The sequence below is a fragment of the Algoriphagus kandeliae genome (assembly GCF_004571135.1).
GTDB classification, from domain to species: Bacteria; Bacteroidota; Bacteroidia; order Cytophagales; family Cyclobacteriaceae; genus Algoriphagus; species Algoriphagus kandeliae.
In genome coordinates this window covers 121,658-142,407 of sequence record NZ_SPSB01000002.1, presented here as the reverse complement: position 1 = coordinate 142,407, position 20,750 = coordinate 121,658, and the positions used below count along the sequence as shown (strand labels likewise).

The following is a 20,750-nucleotide window of genomic DNA, read 5'->3' as shown; positions in this document are numbered from 1 at the left end:
GGTTGGGTGATATTAATCTCTGGTAGCGAGGGTTACTGTTTCTCCAATCCAGCATCCAGTGTTCATAGTCTGACCAGCTTGCAATCCTTCAGTAAAGAGTTCCTCTTTGGAAGGGAATCGAGATCTAGCTGAAGCCATTCCTTGAGAATCACCAGCACGCTGATAAGCATTATAAGCTGCAATATAGATTGAATAGTCTTTTGCACGAGACTGTCCACCTCTACAATCGTTGAAGGAGTTCATGTAAAGACCAGCAATCAAGGTGTAAGCGTCTTTTACGAATTCTTCGCTAAGTGCCGCAGCCTCTTTAGCTTCATTTCTAGCGGATGATTTTCTTCCAAGGTTTGCATGAACCTTCGCCAATTCCATGTGAATTTCAGCTTTCTGAGCATCATTTTCGGCTAAGGTCAAAGCCTTTTCCAAAACTGGCTGTGCTTTTTCATAGTCCTGCTCTTGGATGTAACGCATAGCTCGTACTTGAGAAGTAGAGTAGGTTGGATTTTTGGAGTCGATTAGCTCCAAAGCAGCCAAGAATGCATTAGAAGAGAAACACTTGTATTGAACAGAATACTTGAAAATCTGATTTGCCAATGTTTCATTGGTAGGATCAGCGGCCAATTTTGGACCCATGGTATTTTCGATGAAGTCACAATCGATCAACTTCATAGCCACCAAAATAGTCTCAGTAGTGCTCTTTGGTCTGGAAACGTCCTTTCCTTCAGCAGCAGCTTTATCTAGATGATCCTGGATTTTATCATAGATAGCTAAGACCTCTTCTGGCTGATAGGCTTTGTTGTAAGCATTGTGTCGATATACTGCATCGAAATAAGCAGAATAAAGGTCAACCAAAGACAGCTCACCGTTCAATTCGATTGCTCTTTCGAAGTCCGCAACTACATCGCCCAATTTTTCCTTGGTTCCTTTGTAAAATCCATAGCCGAAATAGGCCTTATTTTCTATCCACTTGGACGCGTTGTCATAGATTTCGTCCCGCTTGTCATAAATCAACATCACGGAATCTTGGTAGACGCGCTTTTGGGCTTCGTCAGCAGCAGCATCAGCAGCCCCTTTGTATACCGTCACCCCATTGATATAGATGGACTCGTTGAGCTCAGGGACATTTACTAATAGCCAGTTGAGAGGCTTAGTCGCTTCTACAAACTGCTCAGACTTCATGTAGTCTGTGTAAGCGGCATTGAGTTCACGCGCTTTAGCTTCTTGCTCAGAATCTGCGGGCCAGTTCCATCCATCCTGGGCCTGCACCATGCCTGCCAGGAGTAAGGCTGAAAGCCCCAGAAGGGTTGATTTAATTTTCATGGTTTCTGTTGGTTTTATTCGGTTTAATAGTACTTATTCAAATACACGCTTGTAGAACCAAGTGTTATCATTCAGTGAGAACCCAAGTGAGAAATTCACATAAGTCTCTCTGACCAGTCCTTGCTCCAAGGTACCTCGGCGTCCCACTTTGAATGCCAGGTTGAGCAAGGATAATTGATTAACACGAAATGAGGTTCCAAAGTTAATGCCAAGGTCATTGATTGAAGTCTGGTTCAGATAGTAGGGAGTTTGCTGAAACTCCACCCCTACCCGGTAAGTGGATCGTTTGGCTAGGTTGTCAACTGACAGATAATCCGGCACAATTTCAAACCCAAGGCCTACTTTTATCGCTTCACTAAGATTCAAAGGATCACCCAAGAAGGATCGGAATCCGGTAAAGTCTTGATACTGACCTTCCAAGCCAATCACAAATTTATTCAATCTTTCATAACTTATCCCAAATCCGTAACGATTTGGTATATAAACACTTCCCTTCTCGTCATTGGCGAGTAGGTCACCCGGCGTATCTGGGTCGCTAGCTTCCCCAAATGAAGCCAGTTTGGCAAAAGCTTTTCCACGGACATCCCCTAAAGTCTGATAAATGGCACCGAGATGAAGGTTGGTCTTTTCGTTTAGGCGGAAATAGTAGTGGGCACCTAATTTTAGACCAACATCACTGATTGTTAATCTTTCATAAAATTCGGAAGAGTTGCCGACTTGAGTACCTAGGGAGTCATAAATCGCCAGTTGATTGGTCCGGATGGTCGATCCGAAAAGGTAGGATCCATGAACTCCGATGCTTAGATTTTTTGCTAGCAAAAAGCCTCCACTAATATAGGCTTCAGAAATTCCCCCGTCTCCGGTGATGGTATTGAAGCTGTTGAGCTGTGTGCCTGCCACCCGACTTGTGATTTCTAAATCATAATTAACGGAGGTAAGCTGATTCAAACCCATACCCATCGTAAACTTGGTAGGCTTGAACGGCAAAGACATCGCAATGTAAGAAAGTCCTCCCCCGTCTACATTAGAGGTTTCGGTTCCGTTGTTTGCGTTGATGCGTTTGTAATTGAGTGCAGCTTGGAAATTAAAAATTGTATTTCTTGTCTGTAGGGCTGGGTTCACCACATTTGGATTCCATCCGGTTCCAAAACTGATTCCCAAACCTCCTGTTCCTTGATTATGGGTCAATCCGGAGTAGTTGAATTCCCCGATTCCCAAAGCGGAATAGGTAGATGCACTGGACTGAGCCTGTACCTCTCTAAACAAGAAAAGGGTGCAGCAAACACCCAGCAAATGCCATTTAAATCTGTTTAACATTGTGGTTTAGAATGCAATTCAATCCTCGTAGGACCAAATTTGGGACTACAAATATGTGGTCTTTTGCCAATGATTCAAAAGATTGGGCATCACCCCCACAAATAAATACCTGTAAATCCGGGAATTTCTGCTTTAGTCCGGCAATATGACCCTCTATTTCATGAGCCATTCCATACCAAATCCCTGCTTTCATTCCTTCTAAGGTACTTGTTCCTATGGGTGAACCCGGTTTCTCCTCCACCGACACCAAGGGAAGTCTCGCGGTAAATTCATGCATGGCTCTCGCTCGCATCCGCATCCCCGGGCTAATGGCTCCACCTCTATAAACAGCTTCCGGATCGACCAATTCGAAAGTCATGCAGCTGCCCAAATCAATCGCCAACACTGCTTTTCCACCCGCCAAATTCCAAGCTCCAACAGCCGCCGCGATTCTATCCAAACCAAGGGTTTGTGGAGTACCATAGCCATTGATAATGGGAAGCGGAGTATTCCATTCCAAAAAATGGAAGGAAAAGGTCAGCCCTTGCTGTAGTTCTTCTCTCGTCCATCGAACGGAAGAAATCAGGCAAGCATCAAAGGCTATTTCTTCCCATAGGGACTTTCCTTCAGCGAGTTCCTGAAAGGATTTTTCCCAAATCAATTCATCCTCTTCGAAAAGAGCAGATTTGATGCGGGTATTACCGATGTCGATGATTAAGTTTTTCATGTGACAAAAGGCCTGCAAAATAACCAATTCAAAAAAGCCTACTTTTTATCTTTTCTAAAATTATCTTTAATCCTCATTTAACTTAACAAACATTAACCCATGGAGAATTCTGCGGAATTAATCGGTTTGATGTCCGGTACTTCCGGTGATGGATTGGATATCGCTTATTGCCGATTTGAAAAAGGAGACCAATGGTCATTTAAAATTCTCCATGCTTTGACCGTGCCTTTTCCCAAAGAGCTTGGTGTATTACTTCAAAACTCCCATCTACTTTCATCCGAGCAATTGACCCAATTGGATGTGGATTTCGGGGCTTGGATGGGAAAGCAGGTGCGGGATTTTTGTGAGCAAAAAAGTCTGAGACCATTGGCAGTATGTTCCCATGGACATACCGTTTTTCACCAACCTTCAAAAGGATACAGCCTCCAAATCGGGAATGGTTGGGCTTTGCATAAGCAGAGTGGATTCAAGGTGGTCAATGATTTCCGCATGTTGGATGTTCAACTTGGAGGTCAGGGAGCTCCCTTGGTACCGATAGGGGATCGATTACTTTTTGCAGATATGGATTTTTGTCTGAATCTGGGGGGGATAGCTAATATTTCCATGGAAGAAAATGGAAAGCGCTTGGCCTTTGATACTTGTCCTTTCAACCTATTGCTCAATCCTTTTGCACAAAAGCTCGGAGCTCCCTATGATGATGGGGGGAAGTGGGCCTCCGAAGGAAAAGTGAATAATGATTTACTAAACCAACTCAATAATTTATCTTATTACAAACGAGTTGGAGCCAAATCTTTGGGAAGAGAAGACATGGAAAATGATTTTTTTCCATTGCTGGAAAATTCGGATCTGGATGAAAAAGATATTTTGGCAACCCTCGTTGAGCATTATGCCATTCAAATCAGTCAAGTTATTCATCGCCATTCGACCAATACGTGTCCTCGGGTTTTAATTACTGGCGGGGGAGCTTATCATGAATTCTTTATTTCTAGGTTAGACTTTTACCTTGAATCTAATTGGGAGAAGGCTGAGGTTTCTTCCACTATAATAGAATTTAAGGAGGCCTTGATTTTTGCTTTTTTGGGTTATCTGCGGATTTTAGGAATAGACAATGTGCTTTCCGATGTTACTGGTGCCGATAAAGATTCCTGTTCCGGAGTGATTTATGGCTGATTTTGAATTTGGAAGGGTGTGAATTCCCCTCATGGATTTTTTCTGGGTCAGGCTGGATAATTTTCTATTTTTGCGCCACAGATATAAACCCAAAAAAACATGCAAGAGCTACTGAAAAGGTTTGAAAATAAAAAGCCTGAAATCATTTTTGAATGGTCCGACTCAGAATCTGAAGCTGAGGGCTGGGTAGTAATCAACTCCCTGCGTGGAGGGGCTGCAGGTGGAGGAACCCGGATGCGAAAAGGGCTAGACAAGCGAGAAGTGGAATCCTTGGCCAAAACCATGGAGGTGAAATTTACGGTTTCAGGTCCTGCCATCGGTGGCGCTAAATCAGGAATTAATTTCGACCCCAACGACCCGAGAAAAGAGGAAGTTCTGAAACGTTGGTACAAGGCCGTAACTCCTTTATTGAAAAACTATTACGGAACAGGTGGAGACCTAAACGTAGACGAAATCCATGAGGTAATTCCCATTACGGAATCTTACGGGATTTGGCATCCCCAGGAAGGAATTGTGAATGGGCATTTTCATGCCACTGAACCTGAAAAAATCCGAAAAATCGGTCAGCTTCGACAGGGGGTTTCCAAAGTTCTGGAGGATCCAAAATACACGCCTAATGGTCCGAAAAAGTACACGGTTGCCGATATGATCACCGGTTATGGTGTAGCAGAGGCTGTTCGGCATTATTATGAAATTTGGGGTGGAAATATCAAAGGAAAGCGTGCTGTCATCCAAGGATGGGGCAATGTAGGTTCAGCAGCAGCTTGCTTTTTGGCAGTGGAAGGCGTAAAAATCGTCGGGATCATTGATAAAAATGGAGGCTTAATAAATCCTGAAGGCTATACCCTGGATGAAGTCAGAGAGTTATTCGTGAACCGAAAGGGAAATCAATTAGTAGCGGATAATTTGATGTCTTTCGAAGAAATCAATGAAAAGATCTGGGATTTGGAGAGTGAAATTTTCATTCCGGCTGCTGCTTCCCGATTGATCACCAAGGATCAATCTGACCGAATGATCAAAGCAGGCTTGGAGGTGATTTCTTGTGGGGCGAATGTTCCTTTTGCCGACCCTGAGATTTTCTTCGGACCGATTGCTGCTTGGACAGATGGGCAAGTTGCGGTTATCCCTGACTTTATAGCAAATTGTGGTATGGCAAGGGTTTTTGCCTACTTAATGAGTGAGCAGGCGGAAGTGACCGATGAGGCGATTTTCTCGGATGTCAGTCAGACGATTGGGAATGCTCTTCGAAAGACGTATCAGGAAAATCCAGAAAAAACCAAACTAGTTGAAAGCTCCTTTAAAATAGCTTTGGCTCAACTCGTGTAAAAGTATGCTTTCAGAAAGCTCGGTTGGCATTAATTTTTGGTTAATTCCGCCGAGCTTTCTCCATTCTGAATTGGGCGAATTCCGGCAAAATCAGTAGCTTAGCGAAGCTCAGGAGGATAGATTAGTCAATAAATATTTTGCTTAATTTTATCCAAAATCGAACGCAGCACACCTAGAAGCAAAAAATGAAGAATTTTATACCAGTAGTCACCCTACTTTTCGGAATATTATTTTTTCAAGGATTCATGGCCGTAGAAAGCTATGCAAAGGAGCCTATTGCCATGGAAATGCTTGCTGACCAAGATCATCAGGAATCTGATGAAGCAAACCATTCCCAAGATTCTTCTCATGGAGAAACTGTAGCAGGAGAGCACGGAGAAGGAGAAGCGCATCATTCTCCTCCTGGATGGTTGGTGATTCCATTTGTGGCTTTATTGCTGATGATTGCCACAGGACCCTTATTCTATGAGCATTTTTGGCATCATAACTATCCCAAGATTGCAGTAGCATTTGCCTTGCTAGTTGTTTTATATTACCTCTTTGTCTTGGATAATGTGCACGGACCTGTTCATGCCTTGGCGGAATATGTGCAGTTTATTGCTCTTTTGGCTTCCCTTTATATTGCTTCAGGGGGGATTCTGATCGAAATCGACAAGAAAGCAACTCCACTTGCTAATGTAAGTTTGCTATTAATAGGTGCTTTGATTTCCAATTTGATCGGTACGACAGGAGCTTCCATGTTGTTGATTCGTCCTTTTATCCGATTGAATAAAGGAAATATTCAGGCTTACCATATCATTTTCTTCATTTTCATGGTGAGTAACGTAGGCGGTTCTTTGACTCCTATCGGAGATCCACCATTGTTCCTAGGTTTCCTGAAAGGAATTCCATTCTTCTGGACTTTGACACATAACTGGCCAGCTTGGGTATTTGCATTGTTGGTACTTGCTGCAGTCTTTTATGTTATCGATCGTAAGTTTGGCAGATCTGCCGATGATTCTGAATTGGAGACAGCAACTTATACCAACAAGTTCTCCTTGATCGGCTCTAAAAACTTTGGTTGGTTATTTATTGTCATCTGTTCTGTATTCCTTGATCCAAACGTGATCGAATGGGTTCCGGCAATAGAGTATGATGGGCAGAAATTTTCCTTCATTCGGGAAATTATCATGCTATCGGTAGCATTTCTTTCCTACAAGTTTGCAGATCAGCGTGCGATCAAAGGAAACGAATTCAACTTCGAACCCATTCGGGAGGTTGCCTTTATCTTCATTGGGATCTTCGGCACGATGATGCCTGCTTTGGAGTTGGTTGGAAATTTCGCCAAGTCTCCTGAAGGTGCTGCCTTAATTACTCACAATACCCTTTATTGGGGAACGGGTACCTTATCCGGCTTTTTGGATAATGCTCCTACCTACCTAAACTTCCTAGCTGCGGCTATGGCATCCAAGGGAGCCTCTATCAACAATATTGAGCAAGTCAGACAGTTTGCTGCTGATGGATTCCATGATTCTGCTTTTGAATTAATGGCAATCGCGATTGCCTCTGTATTCTTTGGAGCGATGACCTATATCGGAAATGGTCCAAACTTCATGGTAAAATCCATCGCGGAGCAAAGCGGAATCCGAATGCCTTCCTTCTTTGGATACATCATCCGATTCTCCTTGCCGATATTACTTCCCTTGCTATTTATCGTTTGGCTAGTCTTTTTTGCTTTCGCCTAATTTCTTGACTGCTTCATATCGGTGACATCCGACGAGGTGATCATTCACCAGGCCTGTAGCCTGCATGTGGGCGTAAATGGTAGTGCTTCCCAAAAATTTGAAGCCTCGCTTTTTTAAGTCTTTGGCTAAGCGATCGGATTCTGTACTAGTGGCAGGAGCTTCTTTCATACTTTGGATTTGGTTTTGGATAGGCTTTCCTCCTACAAAGGACCAGATATAGTTGGAAAAGGAACCGAATTCTTCCTGAACTTCCATGAATCGCTTAGCATTATTAATGGCTGCACGGATTTTTAAGGCATTGCGGATAATTCCAGGTTCTTGTAATAATTCCTGCACATAGCTTTCTGGAAAATCGGCCACGATTTGGTAGGCAAAATCAGCAAAAGCCTTTCGATAGCCCTCCCGCTTTTTGAGAATGGTCGCCCAACTCAAACCTGCTTGAGCACTTTCCAAAACCAAAAATTCAAAATGTACTCTGTCGTCATAAACGGGCACTCCCCATTCTTCATCATGGTATCGCACATACTTCTCAAAAGATAAGCACCAGGGACAGCGTGTTATGTTTTCTTCAGACTTCATAGCATTCATTTGATTAAAAGTAGAAAAGGTTTGTGATTTCCCTCTATATGCCCTTACTTTTTGACATGCAAAATTTTCCTGCACCTGTCCCAACTTCCCGACTTGAAATCAGCGCCAAAGCCTATCGCCAAAATATCCGATACATCCGTTCTGAAATCGGTCCAAAGCCTACTATTTCTGCGGTGGTCAAAGGAAATGCCTACGGCCATGGAATCGCTCAAATGGTCCAAATAGCTGAAAAATCAGGTATTCGGCATTTTAGCACCTTTAGTTCGGATGAGGCTTGGATGGTGAAAAAGCATTCTATCAAAAATTCTGAAATCATGATTATGGGAATGCTCTATGAGGAGGAATTGGAAGATTTAATCCGTGCTGACATTAGTTTTTATGTTTTTGATTTTCAGCGATTACAAAAGGCTATTGAAGTTTCCAGCAGGATCGAAATTCCTGCTAAAATACATGTGGAGCTGGAGACTGGATTTCATCGGACAGGGTTTGAGTGGGAAGATAGGGAAAGGTTGGTGGAGGTCTTGCAAAAGGGTAAAGATCAGGTGGTTTTGGAAGGACTTTGCACGCATTATGCAGGAGCTGAAAGTGTGAGCAATTATGTTCGGGTAAAGAATCAGATTTCTGTTTATTATGACTTCAAAAACTACCTCTCAGAGAATAACCTTTTTTTCAATCGCTATCATACTGCCTGTTCTGCAGCTACGTTGATTTTTCCCGAAACCATCATGGACATGGTTCGGATTGGCATTGCGGGTTATGGCTTTTGGCCAACTAAGGAGACGTACTTTGCCAAGCTAAAAGATCTTCCCAAAAACAACAAAAACCCTCTGAAGCGGCTGATTACTTGGAAAAGTCAGGTAATGAGTTTGAAAAAAGTGGAAATGGGAGAATTTGTGGGTTATGGAAATAGCTTCATGGCCTTAAAGGATATGATGTTGGCGATTGTACCGGTGGGTTATGGTCATGGCTATAGTCGGCTATTAAGCAATTCTGGCCAAGTTTTGATTGGTGGGAAATATTGCCAAGTAGTGGGCACAGTTACCATGAATGCCATCGCTGTGGATATTACTAGCCTAAAACAGGTCCAAGTTGGAGATGAAGTTGTAATGATCGGGAGGCAAGGAAGGCAGGAGATAACAGTTGCCAGTTTCTCCGAATCGACCCAACAGGTCAATTACGAATTACTAACTCGCCTTCCACGGGATATCCCTCGAAAAATAATTGATTGATTTTTTACTTGGAGTTCCAGATTTTCCAGGCAGCTTCCGCCTGTCTTTCCAGCATTTCCAACCCATTTTTGGCTTTTCCTCCCCGATCCAAACAAGCTTGCATGAGTTTGGTGATGCTTGGATTATACACCAAATCATAGACGAGGTTTTTAGAGCATAGCTTGTCAACAGGAATGTCCGGCATGGCATCCGTTTTAGGAAAGGTACCCAATGGAGTGCAGTTAATAATGAGGGGACTTTGCTCTAAAAGACCAGGCTGTTTCTTCAAATCTTCATAAGATATGGAATTTGAAGAAGCTGATCTGGAAACGAATTGAAAGCGTATTTCTAAATCTTCAAGGGCCTTCTTTACAGCTTTTGATGCTCCCCCTGTGCCTAAAATCAAGGCCCCTGAAGGTTTTTCTTCCAGCCATTCTTCTAATGATTCCTTGAAGCCGATATAGTCCGTGTTATAACCTTTCAGTCTTCCTTCTTTGATTTGGATGCAATTGACTGCTCCGATCGCTTCACAGGCAGGATCTAATTCATCTAACAAAGGAATGACTGCTTGCTTGTGGGGAATTGTTACCGAAAGTCCCTCCAATTCGGGGTTGCTTTTTAAAATTTCAGGGAGTTGATCGGCCTGCTCGATCTCATACATATCGAATCTACAATCCAGGATCTGCTCCTTTTCAAATTTTTCCGTGAAATACTTTTTGGAAAAAGAATGCCCCAGCGGGTAGCCGATCAATCCAAACTTTCTCATGATTTCTTCCAGATTGCTGCCAAGTAATCAATTCCTAACACCAAAATGATTCCTCCAAGAAACCCTGCAATAGCCAAGCCCAAATTCGGTTCTTGTCCCACTCGATCTAAGTATTCTGCTGGCCAAAGGTTTTCGGTCAAGAATGGTTTTTCCTCTCCTGAGGAAGAAATCCGGTATTGAGTTACCATTTTCCAAGGCCAAAGTTTGTTGATCGAACCAAGCATAAAGCCGGAAAGCAAGCCTATGGTAGTGGAGTAAAACTTTCGAAGCAACCAGGAAATTAGACGGCTGAATGATAAAATCCCTACCAAGCAACCCATAGCAAAAACAGCAAGGGTTAAAAAGTCCCGTTCAGAAACAGCAGCTAGAATGTTTTCATATTTTCCTAAAATCAGCAGAATAAAACTTCCGCTGATTCCCGGAAGAATCATGGCGCAGATAGCTATAGCCCCCGCGACAAAGGTAAACCAGATTGCATCTGGGGAACTTGTAGGAGGGAGTTCGGTCACCCACCAAGCCAGAAAAGTCCCGATTAAGAGGGAAAGAATCACTCCCAAGTGCCATCGTTTGATTTCCTTCAAAATGATAAAAGCACTTACCAAAATCAATCCGCAGAAAAAGGACCAAAGGGGAATGGGGTGCTCATCCATCAAGTAGGTGATAAGCTTGGAAAGCGTGAAAATCGAAGTGAGAATTCCCAATAACAAGCTGAGCAGAAAGGTCCCATTGACGGATTTATAGAACTTTTTCAGTTCTCCTTTGAGTAGATGAGAGAGGTTTGCTTTGTTGAAAGAATTGATACTGTTCAGCAATCGCTGATAAATCCCTGTAATTAGGGCAATGGAACCACCTGAGACTCCGGGAACGATATCTGCCGCCCCCATGGCCATTCCTTTTAAATAGGTAAGCAAATATTTTTTAACAGTTCGCATAGAAAAATAAAGGCTGACCGATGTGATCGGCCAGCCCATTCTTTTTAGAGAATGATTAAAGTTTGATTTCGCCTAGGAAATGATCAAATGTATCGCCTCTCAATCCAAGACGGATTGTTTCCAAAGGAATTACTTCAGAGGGGCTGATATTACCCAAATTGACATTAGCACCTAGGAGTTTGATAAACCAAACCTGCTGGGATTTGATCGGTGCTTCCCAGATGATTTTTTCTTCAGGAATCTGAGTTAGAATCTCTTCAACCAATCCCTGTCTGACCTCCCCGGAATCCCGAAATAAACCCACATTTCCTCCTTCGCGGGCTTCACCGATTACCTTCCAAGCACCTGCATCCAATTCGGTTTGCATTTGCTCAATCCATTTGTAAGGAGGGATGATTTTCGCGGCATCCTTAGAACCTACCTCGGAAAGTACCGTCACTTGCTTGGAAAGTGTAGAAATGTATTCACACTTTTTATCGTGATTTAGTGAAATCGATCCATCGGAAACCTCACAATGCTCGAGGTTATATTTGTCCAAGACTCTTCGGTAGTCATCAAATTGATCCCGAACGATGAAAGCTTCAAAGAGGGTTCCTCCAAAATAAACAGGAACTCCTGCATCGCGATATATCTGGATTTTCTCTTTCAGATTTTTGGTCACGTAGGAGGTAGCCCAACCTAACTTGACGATATCTACATAATCTGAGCAGCAACTCATAAAATCTTCAACTGCTCGCAGGCTAAGACCTTTGTCCATGGCCATAGTAAATCCCGATACACGTGGCTTTTCAGTCCGTACCGGAAGATTCTTTAGCACATAATTCATTGATTGAAAGTTTAAAATGATTAGCTAGGGTTGTCTTCTTTATACTGGGCAATGAGTTTGTAGATAGCCTTTTGTTGCTTGAGTTCAGGCATGAGTTCATACAAAATCGTATGCCGGTCAAAGTCCAAAGTTAAAGCATTTTCCAAATATGAAAACGCTTCCTTGTATTTACCCATTTTAATCAGATAAACGACCAGGCGATAATACAATTCAGCTGATTCCGGAAGTTCCTCGATTCCCTCTCGTATAACATCGATAGCTTCTTCAAATCTATTTTGGTCAAAATAAATCAAAGAAAGGTTGACATAGGTTTCCATAATCCCTGGTTCGAGATTGATGGCTTCTTCGTAGGCTTCAGAACTTGCCTGAAGATTCCCTAGGTTAAACTCCGCATCGGCAAGGCCCACCCAGTAATTTGGGTTTTCTTTATTAAGGTTGAGGGCTTTTTTGAAATAATGAATTGCTTCAAAAAACTTTTCCTTTTTCAGCATACACATCCCCAAGCCAAACCAAGCATCATCGTATTCTTCATCCAGTTTGGCGGACTTCTTAAAATACTTGAAAGCCTCATCAATCTGCCCAAGTTTTTCATAAGCAGCTCCCAAATAGCAGCAGTTTTCGGCATTTGCACCCTCGCAGTTGATGGTGTTTTGATAAGCTTCCCGCGCCTGTTCGTATTGTCCGGTATTCATCAGGGCATTTCCGAGATTGAAATAAGCTGAGGCAAAAGAATCATCAATCAGAAGCGCATAATCATAGGCTTTGATGGCTTCCTCAAATCTTCCAAGTCGATTGTAAACGACCCCCAGATTGTACCAAGCTCCTGCGGAATAAGGATCCTGATCGATAAATTCCTGATAAAAGTGGAGGATTTCATCAAAAGAGCCTTCCTCTTCCGTGATCATAGCCAATTGGAAAAGTGCATCCTCGTGGTTGATTCGGATTTTGACAGCTTCTTTGAAATAATCGCTTGCTTTTTTGTTGTCGCCTTTGGCGCGGTAGAGATTTCCTAAGGAATAAAAGACCTCTGCTTTGTCTTCGGCTAGAGGTAGAAATCGCTCCAATAAATCGATTCCTTCCTGAGGATTTCCGGCAATAATATGGGCATTCGCCAAAGCAAGAACAACCTCTTCATTATTTGGCGAAATATTGTTGATGTTTTCCAAGAGCGAAAGCCCTTCCTCAACCTCATCCATAAAGATGAGACTTTGGGCTTTGAGCAGTTTGATTTCCATCGAGAAAGGGAATTTTTCCAGTGCAAATTCGGAAGCTTTGAGTGCTTTCATGAATCGCTGTTGGTCAAAATAAAACCGGATGATGTCTTCCAGTTCTTCCTCGTCAAAATATAAGTCCAGGTTTGATTTTAGGGATTTTTCGAAGCGTTCGACAAGTTTTCTGTCGTTTTCCCAATCGTGATCGTGATCTCCGGTCATTCGTATCGCATAAGGTTTTTATAAGTTACCAAAATAATTGGTCACTCAATACACTGAAATGTGAATTTTTTTGGTCAAAAATCAAGGCTTATTCAGGGCAGTGATGGATAACGGCCAAAAAGGAAATTAAGTTTATTTAGCCCAGTTAAATGTTTCTAAGAGGGGGCGGAACTCATACCCAAGGGCTTTTTTGACTTTGGTATTGTCAAAATTCACAGATAATTGTGAAATCCGTGCTGTACTGCTATTCAATGGAATCTTGGATGCTCCTATCCATCGGCTGAATCCTGCATACCAAACTGCAAGATTCAGCAGTAAAGGAGTTACAGGTTTTTGAGGAGCTTTTTTACCAAATGATTGAGCCATTTGCTTGAAAAATTCCTGGTAGGAAATGCTCCCAGCATTTAGGATAAAGCGCTCTCCCCAAGCTTCTTTTTCAAACAAAAGACGGGTAATTTTTGCCGCATCCCGAGCATCGATGTAGTTGATATCTCCTTTTGGGTAGTAGGATTTTTCCTCCAATACATAACTGTAAATCGAGGTACTGCTTCGATCATCGGCGATTTTTCCTAAAATTACCGATGGGTTGATCACCAAAACCTCCAATCCTTCTTGCTCTCCCCGCCAGACTTCTAATTCACCTTCATATTTGGATCGCGCATAATCTGTATTAAGTGGAGATTCTGTCCATTTGAATTTTTCATTGATCGTCGTGAGCTCAGTTGATCTTCCGATAGCGGCTACCGAGGAAATGTGAATCAGTTTTTTCACGCCTTTATCCAGCATGGCATTTACCAAATTCCTTGTACCAATAACATTGGTTTGGTAGAGTTGATCTGAATCGGAGGGGAAAAATGAAACCATGCCCGCTGAATGAATAACCAAATCCACATCCTCCATGGCAGATTCAAGTTGGCTTGGATCGCCTAAATCTGCTTCCCTCCAAGTAATCTCAAGATTCTTTTGGTCCAAAAGCCTAGTGGAGGAATTGGCTCTTCGGAGACCAATGATTTTCCCTAGCGAAGCAAACTCTGCAGCTAGGTAACTTCCAAAAAGACCTGTGATTCCGGTAATCAGAATATTCATGAAAAATGATCAAAGTGTGGTATTCAACCAATCCATATCCTTGATTTTAGGATAATATTTTGTAGCAGAAAGGGATTTGAGCATTTCCAAGTAGCGGGCATTGTGGCAGTCCGAACCCAAAAACCGGACATTTCCCGTATCGATAAGATACTCGGCAAAATCCTTTACCGGCCGTGAATAAAACCCAGTTAGGGAAAGCATGTTTACCTGAAGTAGAATTCCTCGGTCGAGAATTTCCTGCTGAAGGTTTTTGTCAGCTAATAAATATTGATAACGTTCCGGATGAGCAAAAACCGGTTTAAATCCAGCCATTTCCAATTGAAAAAATGACTCTAACAACATTTGAGGCTTATTGATAAAGCCGGTTTCTACCAGGATATATTTATCTCCAAATGTTAGCAGGGGTTCTCCCGATTTTACCTTTTCGAGGAAAATTTCATCCAGGTAATATTCGGCAGCAGCTTCAATTTCAATGGATATACCCTCTTTTTCAACAACCTTTCGAAGGTCTTCAAGTCCCATTTGAATGATCTCGGGAGTATTCCGGTAGTATTCGGACATGACATGAGGAGTGGTAACCAGTTTTTTAAGTCCCAGTTCCGCCATCTCCCGAATCAGCCCAATCGACTCCTCCATGGTCTTGGATCCATCGTCTATCCCAGGGATTAGGTGGGAATGCATATCTGCCTTCAACCAATTCAGGTCCAGGTCCTCAACTTCTACAGGTTTTCGCTTGAAAATATCGAGTAGTCCCACGACTTAGAATCCTCCTTCGCTTTCAGATGTGAATGTGGCTAAAGTTGGCCATTTTTCGTCTTTTTCGGAAATAATCGGGTCTTCTACCATCCAATCGATCCGAAGATCAGGATCATTCCAGCTGATCCCCCCTTCACTTGGGAAGTGATAGTATTCAGAACACTTATATAAAAAAATGGCATCTTCCAATACCGAGAATCCATGCGCAAAGCCAGCCGGCACGTAAAGTAGGTTGTGTTGGTCTGCATCAAGAACTACAGAATGGGATTGGCCATAGGTATCCGAACCTTTGCGGAGATCCACCACTACATCCAAGACTTTTCCCTGAATGACCCGAACCAATTTGGCCTGAGCATAGGGAGGTCGCTGAAAATGTAAACCACGAATGGTTCCCTTTACGGAATAGGATTGATTGTCCTGTTTCCAATTAACATCTACACCTAACTCCTGAAACCAGTCCTGCCGAAAGGATTCGAAGAAATAACCCCTTTCATCCCGAAAGACTTTTGGATAAATTTCTATGACACCTTGAAGCTTACTTTTTCGAAATTCTGGCATAATGAATGGATTGATCGGTCAAAATAAATATTCCCAACTAGAGTATCCTAATCAAATTCATGGAATTATCACGACCTTTGCACACAAAAGTCTGATTTCCTAGTGAGTTCCTCGGCCCAAGAAGGTGAACCAAAGGACCTAAGATCTGCTTATTTACCTATAGAAAACACAAGAATGAGTAAATATTCTAGAAAACTCAAAAAATTAATTGATACGGCTCCCAAACAAGAGAAGGCGGTCTTGGTCTCTTTGATTCGACAAAATCAATCAGATCAGGAAGTGGAAGAGCATTTGGAAGAGTTGGCATTTTTGACAGAGACGCTTGGAGTAAAAGCCGTTTATCGGTTTACCCAGCGGATGGAAAAGCCTGATATCCGAACTTTCATTGGAAAGGGAAAATTGGAGGAAGTCGCAGCATATATTACTCACTTTGGAGTGGATATGGTCATTTTTGATGATGACTTGAGTCCTTCGCAGATGAAAAATCTCGAAAATGAGTTGAAGGTGAAAGTCTATGATCGCTCCTTATTGATTTTGGATATTTTCCTGAAAAGAGCTCAAACCGCCCAGGCTAAAACCCAAGTAGAATTAGCCCGCTATCAATACCTGCTTCCTCGATTGACTCGGATGTGGACTCACTTGGAGCGTCAGCGAGGGGGGACGTCCACCCGGGGTGGTGCCGGTGAAAAGGAAATTGAAACCGATAAGCGGGACATTCGAAATAAGATTTCCCTGCTCAAGGGCAAGTTAAAGCAAATCGAAAAGCAAGGAGTCACCCAGCGAAAAGGCCGGAAAGGAATCGTTCGGGTAGCTTTGGTGGGGTATACCAATGTGGGGAAAAGTACCCTCATGAATTTGATTACCAAAACAGATATTCTGGCTGAGAATAAACTTTTTGCGACTGTTGATGCCACGGTTCGAAAAGTGGTCTTGGACCATATTCCTTTTCTTCTTTCAGATACGGTTGGGTTTATCCGGAAATTACCGACTCACTTGATCGAATCTTTCAAATCCACCTTGGACGAGATTCGGGAAGCAGATTTACTAGTGCACGTAGTGGATATCTCTCACCCAAGTTTCGAAGATCATATTGCAGTAGTCAATCAGACCCTTCGGGAAATTAATGCGGGAGACAAGCCAGTCTTGCTGGTCTTTAATAAAATTGATCTGGTACAAACTATGCCTTCAGAAGCTGAAATCATGGAGATGTCTGAGATGGAGCGGGAAGAGGCTGACTTCAAAGATTTCGAGGCGTTGGCAGAAGCATATAAGAAAAAGACTGGAATTGAACCTGTATTCATGGCAGCGGGAACGGGTGAACATGTGGAAGAATTTCGTAAGCGGCTGACCGAAGAGGTGAAAAAGATCCACCAAAAGATCTATCCTCATTATTTGGAGGATCAAGTTGTGGTATGGGATGAAAGTGAGTCTTCTGAAAAGTGATTTTTTTAATTCCATTCATCGAAGAATTAGGTCCACTTATCGAGACATTTTAGATACTTACCTTTTTCAGGATTTTGAGAGTATGGCTGAAGATACTTTTGGGAAACATTTAACCAAAAGATGTCATGAAAACCGTACTAATTATCGAAAAGCATCAGTTTATGCGGCTTTTCCTCATAAACTTTCTCAGCAAAAACTACGAAGTATATGCAGTAGACTCACCGGAGGCGGCGAGTACCTGGCTTGCTGAAAATACCCCTGACCTTATTCTGGCCGATTTTTCTTCATCCAGAAAAATCCAAGAATTAGGCGTTCATAGTTCAATTCGAACTACCCCTATGATTGTTTTGACAGACCAAGACAAGAGTCAGGAGCGAATCCAAGCCCTACAGAGTGGAGCCAAAGATTGTATCAGTAAACCATTCAATCCGATTGAACTTCAGCTTCGTGTTCAGTCTCATTTGCCTCAATTCTCATTCGGGAGCACTCTTTCCTCAGTAGCCTAATCCAATGAAGCGGTCATTATTACTTCTTTTTGTTGGCTTGGCTTCCTGTGTACGGGTGCCTGATTTTGAGCCTATTCCTGCTGAGGAAGGAGTCAATGAATACGGGACTTTTGATTTCAATACTACAAGTGAAAACCTTATTGACATCCATTTCTCAGATGCTCAAGATCTTCCTTTTGCAGGGATTAAAATTGAATTGATAAACCCTGAATCTGGAAGCGTTTTACTGAAGGGGCTTACTGATGGTTTAGGGAATTTTAAGGCAAAGCAAAAGCTGCCTAGCTATCTGAATCAAGTCATTATAGAAGCTCATTTCATTGGAATTCCCAATCGTATTTTGGTTCCGATAAAGGCGGGAAACGTAACGTTGAATTACAAAGGTGCTTGCAATCCTGCAGAAGTAATTTCGTATGAACTAGACCCCAAGGCCTTTGTGGATGAAGGGCTCAATGCCCGAATGGCTGTAGCTTTACCTCTCGCTTATGCGGCATCTTATAATTCCTCAGGCCTCCCCGCTAATTTGGAGCCACAGCGGGATTATATTTCTTCCACACTTTTGAACTACATCAATGCTTCACTCCCAGAAAGCCAGCCTGTACCGACCTATCATCCTACCTACCTGGCAGAAGGGAAAAAGACTACATTGGATGTAACCCAAGAGGCAGACGTTTGGATCACTTTTGTCCATGAGGGAGCAGGATGGAGAAATTCCATAGGATTTTACACCTATCCTACCAATCAACCTCCAACCTCAATAGACCAAATTGAGAAAGTGACAGTTTTATTTCCAAACCTCTCGATGGTAGGAAGTGGAGGTGCTTTGCGCTCAGGAGACAAGATAAATATCGGAAGGTTTCCTGCAGGTGTTACTATTGGATTGGTATTATTTGCAAATGGTTGGAATGGGAGTCAAGTGAGCAATTACTACTATCCTGTATTTGCAGACAAAAATCTGAATCCTGAATCTTCTCCAGCCCTAAAACAACACAATGTGTTGCTTTGGGATGAGGAAAACAAGGTGTTTTTGCTTGGTTTTGAGGACGTTCGAAGAGACAATAGCGGATGTGATCAGGATTTTAATGATGCAATTCTTTTTGTATCGAGTAATCCTGTAAGGGCCATCAGTAATCAAGATGTAAGTTTGGTGGATAAACCGGGGACCTTGGACCGGGACGGAGATGGTATCAATGATATTTTGGATGAATATCCTGACGACCCTTCTAAGGCTTATGATAACTATTATCCCTCTTCTACCTCATTTGGGAGCTTTGCATTTGAGGACAATTGGCCTGAAATGGGCGATTATGACTTTAATGATCTGGTGGTAGATTATCAAATCAAGCAAGTCATGAATAGCTCCAATCAAGTAACTTCTCTAGAACCAAAATTTAAATTTAGAGCAGCGGGAGCTGGATTTAGAAATGGATTTGGGTTCCAATTAAATATTCCCTCTAGCGCAGTTTCGTCGGTTTCTGGGATATTAGTAAATGACAACTTCATCAAGAGAAATGCAAATGGAACTGAGGCAAGTCAAGCGAAGGCAGTCATTGTGGTTGCGGATAATGTGCACTTTTTGATGAATCACACAGGATTTATCAATACCAAAGACACGGATATTCAGGTTAGCCAAAAGGAATTAACCTTGGAAATATCCTTTACGAGCCCAAAAACACTTAGTGAGCTAGGAAATGCGCCTTATAATCCTTTTCTAATTGTAAATCAAATTAGGGGAAGGGAAATTCATCTTCCAGGGTATAGTCCTACTGATTTAGCAGATGTTGGTTATTTTGGCCAGTCTGATGACGCCAGTAATCCTGGATTAGCCAATTCTTTCTATAAGTCAAAAACTGCTCTTCCCTGGGCAATTCATCTCCCGGAATCATTTGATTACCCAAAGGAAAAACAGGATGTTCGAAGTGCGCATTTGATGTTTGACACTTGGGCAAAAAGTAATGGATATAGTTATATGGACTGGTATAGAGGTCAATCTGGATATAGAAATATCGAAAAGCTCTATTTAAAATAGATCAAGCTAAACCTAGCTTTTTGAAAGAATCAGCAGATCTTCTTGAAAGGGAAGAGAATGCTGATTCTTTTTTTTTTGCAAATAAAAAAGGGGAAGTCCATGAGAATTTTTTTATCGAATAAAATTCACCATTCGTCGGAAAAGGGCCTCCATTCACCGTATTAGGCGGTTTTCGAGAAAGGAGTGAAGTAATTTTAACCCATTAAATAATCAGTAAATCATTCAAGAATTCGAAAGTTCAAGTCCTGTAAGGAAAAGAATTCTCGAGCAATCCGAGCCTAAAAATTTTACGATAATCACATGAAAACAACAGTACAAATTCCTTTAGCTAAAAGAGTATTTGACATCATAGTGTCCTCCCTACTTTTGATATTGCTGAGCCCGCTATTCTTGCTGGTTGCTATTCTTATCAAATTGGAGTCAAAAGGACCAGTCTTTTATTATTCCTATCGGGTAGGGATGAATTACCGGATTTTTAAATTTTACAAATTTAGATCCATGCGGACTGATGCTGATCAATTATTGGATCAGCTCAAACATCTCAATGCCTACCAGCAAAATGAGGAAAATTCCCAGGACATCATTCCATTTGATCGAGAGAGAATTCTCCATGCAGGAAAAGAAAACCTACGCGTAGGTTCGGAAGGGTTAATTCCGGAGATGGTCTATGAATCTACCAAAAATCAGTCTTCTCAGGGGGCTTTTGTGAAGCTAAAAAATGACCCTCGAATCACCAGAATCGGACGGATTATCCGAAATAGTAGTATTGATGAATTGCCGCAGCTATTCAATATTCTAAAAGGGGATATGTCGTTAGTGGGGAATCGACCGCTTCCTTTATATGAAGCCGAACAGCTCACTTCTGATGAGGCAATAGGACGATTTTTAGGGCCTGCTGGTCTAACAGGACTCTGGCAGGTGACTGAGCGAGGAAAGAATACCATAGGTAAAGATTCCCGCTGCCAGTTGGATATAGAGTATGCGCAGAAGCACAATTTCTGGTTGGATCTGAAAATTTTGCTCAAAACACCTCTTGCAGCATTCCAACACGAAAACGTTTAA

Annotated in this window: 19 protein-coding genes; 8 read left to right on the top strand and 11 right to left on the bottom strand. The window is 42.2% G+C overall.

The window, feature by feature from the left end; all coding sequences use genetic code 11:
- Positions 1-12 precede the first annotated feature (12 nt).
- Genes E4S40_RS05150 through E4S40_RS05140 form a run of 3 tightly spaced genes read right to left on the bottom strand, consistent with a single transcriptional unit; the run spans position 13 to position 3,340 of the window.
- A complete protein-coding gene (locus E4S40_RS05150; protein WP_135071866.1) occupies positions 13-1,317 on the bottom strand; it encodes a tetratricopeptide repeat protein in 1,305 nt (434 codons plus the stop codon).
- Between the two features lie 33 nt (positions 1,318-1,350).
- Entirely contained in the window at positions 1,351-2,634 is a 1,284-nt protein-coding gene (locus E4S40_RS05145; RefSeq protein WP_135071864.1) for a hypothetical protein, read from the bottom strand.
- Entirely contained in the window at positions 2,618-3,340 is a 723-nt protein-coding gene (locus tag E4S40_RS05140; protein ID WP_135071862.1) for a type III pantothenate kinase, read from the bottom strand. The genes E4S40_RS05145 and E4S40_RS05140 overlap by 17 nt, the downstream gene beginning before the upstream one ends.
- 99 nt (positions 3,341-3,439) lie before the next feature.
- Here E4S40_RS05140 and E4S40_RS05135 point away from each other — a divergent pair, with 99 nt between their 5' ends.
- From E4S40_RS05135 to E4S40_RS05125, 3 genes are all read left to right on the top strand, one after another.
- Positions 3,440-4,510 (top strand): anhydro-N-acetylmuramic acid kinase, encoded by a 1,071-nt coding sequence (locus E4S40_RS05135; protein ID WP_135071860.1) that lies wholly within the window; start codon positions 3,440-3,442, stop codon positions 4,508-4,510.
- Between the two features lie 99 nt (positions 4,511-4,609).
- Positions 4,610-5,836, top strand: a complete 1,227-nt coding sequence (locus tag E4S40_RS05130; RefSeq protein ID WP_135071858.1) for a Glu/Leu/Phe/Val dehydrogenase dimerization domain-containing protein — start codon at positions 4,610-4,612, stop codon at positions 5,834-5,836.
- Positions 5,837-6,021: 185 nt separating this feature from the next.
- Complete coding sequence (locus tag E4S40_RS05125) at positions 6,022-7,560, top strand: sodium:proton antiporter (protein WP_135071856.1); 1,539 nt, start codon at positions 6,022-6,024, stop codon at positions 7,558-7,560.
- Here the strand turns inward: E4S40_RS05125 and E4S40_RS05120 are convergent.
- The gene (locus E4S40_RS05120; protein WP_394345398.1) at positions 7,537-8,139 is read right to left on the bottom strand and encodes a DNA-3-methyladenine glycosylase I; all 603 of its coding nucleotides are present in this window, start codon (positions 8,137-8,139) and stop codon (positions 7,537-7,539) included. The two genes, E4S40_RS05125 and E4S40_RS05120, sit on opposite strands and share 24 nt — an antisense overlap.
- Before the next feature lie 65 nt (positions 8,140-8,204).
- Here E4S40_RS05120 and alr point away from each other — a divergent pair, with 65 nt between their 5' ends.
- Entirely contained in the window at positions 8,205-9,377 is a 1,173-nt protein-coding gene (gene alr / locus E4S40_RS05115) for an alanine racemase (protein WP_135071852.1), read from the top strand.
- A 4-nt stretch (positions 9,378-9,381) separates the two neighbouring features.
- Here the strand turns inward: alr and E4S40_RS05110 are convergent, their stop codons facing one another.
- The 7 genes from E4S40_RS05110 to rfbC form a co-directional block, all read right to left on the bottom strand.
- Positions 9,382-10,122, bottom strand: a complete 741-nt coding sequence (locus tag E4S40_RS05110) for a shikimate dehydrogenase family protein (protein WP_135071850.1) — start codon at positions 10,120-10,122, stop codon at positions 9,382-9,384.
- Complete coding sequence (locus E4S40_RS05105) at positions 10,119-11,054, bottom strand: DUF368 domain-containing protein (protein WP_135071848.1); 936 nt, start codon at positions 11,052-11,054, stop codon at positions 10,119-10,121. The genes E4S40_RS05110 and E4S40_RS05105 overlap by 4 nt, the downstream gene beginning before the upstream one ends.
- Positions 11,055-11,109: 55 nt before the next feature.
- The gene (locus E4S40_RS05100; protein ID WP_135071846.1) at positions 11,110-11,880 is read right to left on the bottom strand and encodes a phosphosulfolactate synthase; all 771 of its coding nucleotides are present in this window, start codon (positions 11,878-11,880) and stop codon (positions 11,110-11,112) included.
- Between the two features lie 20 nt (positions 11,881-11,900).
- Complete coding sequence (locus E4S40_RS05095) at positions 11,901-13,313, bottom strand: tetratricopeptide repeat protein (RefSeq protein WP_135071844.1); 1,413 nt, start codon at positions 13,311-13,313, stop codon at positions 11,901-11,903.
- A gap of 132 nt (positions 13,314-13,445) precedes the next feature.
- Positions 13,446-14,399, bottom strand: a complete 954-nt coding sequence (locus E4S40_RS05090) for an NAD-dependent epimerase/dehydratase family protein (protein ID WP_135071842.1) — start codon at positions 14,397-14,399, stop codon at positions 13,446-13,448.
- A gap of 9 nt (positions 14,400-14,408) precedes the next feature.
- Complete coding sequence (locus tag E4S40_RS05085) at positions 14,409-15,155, bottom strand: tyrosine-protein phosphatase (protein ID WP_135071840.1); 747 nt, start codon at positions 15,153-15,155, stop codon at positions 14,409-14,411.
- Positions 15,156-15,158: 3 nt separating this feature from the next.
- Entirely contained in the window at positions 15,159-15,713 is a 555-nt protein-coding gene (gene rfbC / locus E4S40_RS05080; RefSeq protein ID WP_135071839.1) for a dTDP-4-dehydrorhamnose 3,5-epimerase, read from the bottom strand.
- Between the two features lie 174 nt (positions 15,714-15,887).
- Between rfbC and hflX the strand changes: the two genes are divergently transcribed.
- The 4 genes from hflX (at position 15,888) to E4S40_RS05060 (ending at position 20,750) form a co-directional block, all read left to right on the top strand.
- A complete protein-coding gene (gene hflX, locus E4S40_RS05075) occupies positions 15,888-17,156 on the top strand; it encodes a GTPase HflX (RefSeq protein ID WP_135071838.1) in 1,269 nt (422 codons plus the stop codon).
- 125 nt (positions 17,157-17,281) lie between these two features.
- On the top strand, positions 17,282-17,662 hold the full coding sequence (locus E4S40_RS05070; RefSeq protein ID WP_135071837.1) for a response regulator transcription factor: 381 nt from the start codon (positions 17,282-17,284) through the stop codon (positions 17,660-17,662).
- A 4-nt stretch (positions 17,663-17,666) separates the two neighbouring features.
- Positions 17,667-19,688 (top strand): LruC domain-containing protein, encoded by a 2,022-nt coding sequence (locus E4S40_RS05065; protein ID WP_135071836.1) that lies wholly within the window; start codon positions 17,667-17,669, stop codon positions 19,686-19,688.
- Positions 19,689-19,988: 300 nt separating this feature from the next.
- Positions 19,989-20,750 (top strand): sugar transferase, encoded by a 762-nt coding sequence (locus E4S40_RS05060; protein WP_135071834.1) that lies wholly within the window; start codon positions 19,989-19,991, stop codon positions 20,748-20,750.

Excerpts from the sequence above, each read along its gene's own strand:
- E4S40_RS05150 (WP_135071866.1), bottom strand. The coding sequence starts at position 1,317 with ATGAAAATTAAATCAACCCTTCTGGGGCTTTCAGCCTTACTCCTGGCA.
- E4S40_RS05145 (WP_135071864.1), bottom strand. The coding sequence starts at position 2,634 with ATGTTAAACAGATTTAAATGGCATTTGCTGGGTGTTTGCTGCACCCTT.
- E4S40_RS05140 (WP_135071862.1), bottom strand. The coding sequence starts at position 3,340 with ATGAAAAACTTAATCATCGACATCGGTAATACCCGCATCAAATCTGCT.
- E4S40_RS05135 (WP_135071860.1), top strand. The coding sequence starts at position 3,440 with ATGGAGAATTCTGCGGAATTAATCGGTTTGATGTCCGGTACTTCCGGT.
- E4S40_RS05130 (WP_135071858.1), top strand. The coding sequence starts at position 4,610 with ATGCAAGAGCTACTGAAAAGGTTTGAAAATAAAAAGCCTGAAATCATT.
- E4S40_RS05125 (WP_135071856.1), top strand. The coding sequence starts at position 6,022 with ATGAAGAATTTTATACCAGTAGTCACCCTACTTTTCGGAATATTATTT.
- E4S40_RS05120 (WP_394345398.1), bottom strand. The coding sequence starts at position 8,139 with ATGAAGTCTGAAGAAAACATAACACGCTGTCCCTGGTGCTTATCTTTT.
- alr (WP_135071852.1), top strand. The coding sequence starts at position 8,205 with ATGCAAAATTTTCCTGCACCTGTCCCAACTTCCCGACTTGAAATCAGC.
- E4S40_RS05110 (WP_135071850.1), bottom strand. The coding sequence starts at position 10,122 with ATGAGAAAGTTTGGATTGATCGGCTACCCGCTGGGGCATTCTTTTTCC.
- E4S40_RS05105 (WP_135071848.1), bottom strand. The coding sequence starts at position 11,054 with ATGCGAACTGTTAAAAAATATTTGCTTACCTATTTAAAAGGAATGGCC.
- E4S40_RS05100 (WP_135071846.1), bottom strand. The coding sequence starts at position 11,880 with ATGAATTATGTGCTAAAGAATCTTCCGGTACGGACTGAAAAGCCACGT.
- E4S40_RS05095 (WP_135071844.1), bottom strand. The coding sequence starts at position 13,313 with ATGACCGGAGATCACGATCACGATTGGGAAAACGACAGAAAACTTGTC.
- E4S40_RS05090 (WP_135071842.1), bottom strand. The coding sequence starts at position 14,399 with ATGAATATTCTGATTACCGGAATCACAGGTCTTTTTGGAAGTTACCTA.
- rfbC (WP_135071839.1), bottom strand. The coding sequence starts at position 15,713 with ATGCCAGAATTTCGAAAAAGTAAGCTTCAAGGTGTCATAGAAATTTAT.
- hflX (WP_135071838.1), top strand. The coding sequence starts at position 15,888 with ATGAGTAAATATTCTAGAAAACTCAAAAAATTAATTGATACGGCTCCC.
- E4S40_RS05070 (WP_135071837.1), top strand. The coding sequence starts at position 17,282 with ATGAAAACCGTACTAATTATCGAAAAGCATCAGTTTATGCGGCTTTTC.
- E4S40_RS05065 (WP_135071836.1), top strand. The coding sequence starts at position 17,667 with ATGAAGCGGTCATTATTACTTCTTTTTGTTGGCTTGGCTTCCTGTGTA.
- E4S40_RS05060 (WP_135071834.1), top strand. The coding sequence starts at position 19,989 with ATGAAAACAACAGTACAAATTCCTTTAGCTAAAAGAGTATTTGACATC.